The sequence below is a fragment of the Marinicauda sp. Alg238-R41 genome (genome assembly GCF_947331485.1).
GTDB lineage: Bacteria > Pseudomonadota > Alphaproteobacteria > Caulobacterales > Maricaulaceae > Marinicauda > Marinicauda pacifica.
This window is the reverse complement of the sequence record NZ_CAMZOJ010000005.1, coordinates 1-2,639: the sequence shown is the minus strand read 5'-3', so window position 1 is coordinate 2,639 and position 2,639 is coordinate 1. Positions and strand designations below refer to the sequence as shown.

Below are 2,639 nucleotides of genomic sequence, written 5' to 3'. Positions count from 1 at the left end.
GCAGCATCCTCGGCGGCGAGCAATTCCGCGTCAGTATCGGGATAATCCGGGCCTGTGAGGTCGGCATCGGCGGGAACGCACGGGACCGGAACCGGGACGCGGACCTCGACTGTCCGCACAATCGGCTCAGGAGACGCCACAGACGCGCATCCGGCCAGAGATAGGCCAAGGGCCGCAAGGATAGCTTTCATGGGTAGGAACCTTTATGATGGCGCAGCACTGAAAGGGTCAGACGATGAGCATCAATCTTCGCTGTCACGTGTTCGATGTGCCGAAGGGCTTTCGCAGCGCGGCGGATTATGGCCGGTCGCTCGGCCTGCGGTGGAGCGGCTTTCAGTCCCACCCAATTGCCGAGCAGGTATGGTTTCTTGATTGCGACCCTGAGACAGTTCCTGATCCTCTTCCGCAGGGCATTGAGTATATTGGTCCTGCGCCCGCAGCACTGGAGAGGTGAGGCAACCCAATGAGTATGACCCCGGACACAGCCCGCCTCGCGCCTCATGCGGTTCAGCGCGCGCTCGGCAAGGCCATCCCCTTTCGGGCGAACCTGGAGCTAAACGGGCGCACTCTCGGTCCTCTGGAGTTCATTCCGATTCAAGAGCACGAAGACGGTAGCGCGTCTTATCGGCTGCACACAGTGAAGTATGCCGAGGCTGTTTACGCTTATTCGTCGTTTGCGAGTGATGACTGGCCCGAAGTCCCTGCTCTTGAGCCTCCGGCCTAGCCCTCAAGCTCCGTCATTACAGCCGCATCTACGTCAAGCACTCGCTCACACACCGTCGCGCCCTGGATCGGCCGGTCGAGAATGTCCCGCGCTCTTGCCCTTGCCGCCTCGGCATCGGCCCTCGCCTGTGCGGCTGAGGCTTCATACTCGGCAATCTGCGCGGAGGCCTGCGCCTCCAGTTCGGAGACCGCGGCGTTCTGATCGTCCAGCGAGGCGGACAGCCCCGCGACATTGCCACGGCAAACCGCCAGGCGAGCGCTCATGTCCTCTATGCGCTCGTCCAGAGTTTCGATCCGGTCATGGGCCGATCCCAGCCGCACGGTCTGCACGCCCAGCGGCACGGCCATGAGCGCGACAGCGCCAGCGGCGGTCCATGCGGGCAAGGGTATGAGCTTCAGCATCCTTGCCTCCTTTCAATCTTCCAGGCGATCCAGCCCAACCCGAACGCTGCAATCACCAGCGCAACAGCCAGACCCGCGACCGTGAAGGCGAGCCCGCGTCTCAGCGCGGTGAGCACTCGAGTCCGTTTGGCCGGTCGAGGCGCGACGAGGTCATCTCGCATGTCCATCTGCGCGTCCTCTCCACATAGGTCCGGGTTTCCGCCGCGTGGCGGCCGGTCACCTCCGGCAGGCAGGGTCTGATGTCCTGCCAGTCGCGGGCCCCGTCGCATTCGGCCTGCGCGGCGATGATGTTGCCTGCGCCCGCGTTGTAGGACGCCAGCCCCAGATGCCAGCGTTCGAGGGCCGGACGCGGACGCCCGGCCCAGACCGCCATCATCCTCGCCTGGTAGTAAGCGCCCCATTCCACGGCGAGGTCGGAATGCGGGTTCGCGTCCAGGCCGAAGCGGGTCTCCATGTCAGACCACGTGGCCGGCATGAACTGAGCGATCCCCGCCGCGCCTGCGGGGCTGACGGCCTGGGGATCGCAGAGGCTCTCCTGATACATTTGCGAGAGCCATGCGCGCGGATACTGAAACCCGGCCGGCCAGTAGAGCTCGACGGCATCTTCAGCCATCGTCTCGTAGGGCGCGCAGGCAGCGAACCGGCCGGGCAGATCAGCCGAAGACGAAGGCGGTAATGAGAGCCCCGCCGATGGCAAAGCTCCCACGAAGCACAGCAAGAGAAAGCGGGTCATTGGTGATGGCCTCGTATCGAGCATCGTTGCGGGTGAAGAGCGCGCGCGCGTAGCGGGCGATTTGCAGGCCCAGCAGCCAGACCGCGACGGCGATCAGGGTTGTGGCCGCTTTGGCGAGTGCGCCACCTCCGACGAAGGCGGCGACACCGCCTGCCAAAAGTGCGAGCCCGGCCAGGACGGCAGCCAAGGCAGCCATCGTCCACGGGCTGCGCGCGAGCGCATCCATAAGGTCTTTCATCTCAATCTCCTGAAAAATGCGCGGCGGTCAGTATTCGCCGGGGCCGCGCATCGCCCGGTCGTCGGTCATTGCGGCCGGTTCCTGTCGGCCCTCTGATCTTCGCGCAAGGATTCGATCTGCGAGATGATCCGCGCTTCCATCCGGGCGATATCGTCACGGGTCGCGGCCCTGGTCAGCGCCATTGTGTTGGCGTTGATCTGTGTCTCATGACGCGCGAGGTTGTCTGTCACGACCGCCTGTTGAGCGTTCATGTTCCAGGCGAAGAGAAACGCCCCGATCACGCCGGGAACGGCCAATGCGGCGGCAGCCCTGCTCAGAAGCAAGACCCATTCGTTATCGGCGATTTGTCGGACTGTAGGCATGCCGGGTCTCCTGAGTTCGGGCATGAAAAAGCCCGCCGAAGCGGGCTGGAACGAACGGCGTTCGCTAGTGGGCGGTTACTCGGTGAACAGGAAGCGCAGCCGCCGCGCGGCCGGGATTGTGTCGTCAGCCAGCATGGCCGCACGCCACATGATCTGCGCGCGCCAGGTGCGGACCCCGGTC

Annotated in this window: 6 protein-coding genes; 1 reads left to right on the top strand and 5 read right to left on the bottom strand. The window is 64.5% G+C overall.

Annotation, left to right across the window (positions count from 1 at the left end):
- Positions 1–191, bottom strand: a 191-nt coding sequence (locus tag PGP17_RS14910) for a hypothetical protein (protein WP_270376218.1), incomplete at its 3' end; no start/stop codon positions are given.
- A gap of 44 nt (positions 192–235) precedes the next feature.
- On the opposite strand from PGP17_RS14910, the gene PGP17_RS14905 reads away from it, so the two are divergent.
- Positions 236–454 (top strand): hypothetical protein, encoded by a 219-nt coding sequence (locus tag PGP17_RS14905; RefSeq protein ID WP_270376216.1) that lies wholly within the window; start codon positions 236–238, stop codon positions 452–454.
- A 266-nt stretch (positions 455–720) separates the two neighbouring features.
- On the opposite strand, the gene PGP17_RS14900 is transcribed toward PGP17_RS14905, so the two are convergent.
- From PGP17_RS14900 to PGP17_RS14885, 4 genes are all read right to left on the bottom strand, one after another.
- Positions 721–1,125, bottom strand: coding sequence for a hypothetical protein (locus PGP17_RS14900; RefSeq protein ID WP_270376215.1), 405 nt, complete (start codon positions 1,123–1,125; stop codon positions 721–723).
- A 100-nt stretch (positions 1,126–1,225) separates the two neighbouring features.
- On the bottom strand, positions 1,226–1,738 hold the full coding sequence (locus PGP17_RS14895; RefSeq protein WP_270376213.1) for a transglycosylase SLT domain-containing protein: 513 nt from the start codon (positions 1,736–1,738) through the stop codon (positions 1,226–1,228).
- Positions 1,739–1,778: 40 nt separating this feature from the next.
- The gene (locus tag PGP17_RS14890; protein WP_270376211.1) at positions 1,779–2,096 is read right to left on the bottom strand and encodes a hypothetical protein; all 318 of its coding nucleotides are present in this window, start codon (positions 2,094–2,096) and stop codon (positions 1,779–1,781) included.
- 65 nt (positions 2,097–2,161) lie between these two features.
- Positions 2,162–2,482: a hypothetical protein gene (locus PGP17_RS14885; protein ID WP_270376209.1), complete on the bottom strand. Its 321-nt coding sequence runs from the start codon at positions 2,480–2,482 to the stop codon at positions 2,162–2,164.
- Positions 2,483–2,639: the final 157 nt, after the last annotated feature.

Coding starts and splice junctions, on each gene's coding strand:
- PGP17_RS14905 (WP_270376216.1), top strand. CDS start 236: ATGAGCATCAATCTTCGCTGTCACGTGTTCGATGTGCCGAAGGGCTTT.
- PGP17_RS14900 (WP_270376215.1), bottom strand. CDS start 1,125: ATGCTGAAGCTCATACCCTTGCCCGCATGGACCGCCGCTGGCGCTGTC.
- PGP17_RS14895 (WP_270376213.1), bottom strand. CDS start 1,738: ATGGCTGAAGATGCCGTCGAGCTCTACTGGCCGGCCGGGTTTCAGTAT.
- PGP17_RS14890 (WP_270376211.1), bottom strand. CDS start 2,096: ATGAAAGACCTTATGGATGCGCTCGCGCGCAGCCCGTGGACGATGGCT.
- PGP17_RS14885 (WP_270376209.1), bottom strand. CDS start 2,482: ATGCCCGAACTCAGGAGACCCGGCATGCCTACAGTCCGACAAATCGCC.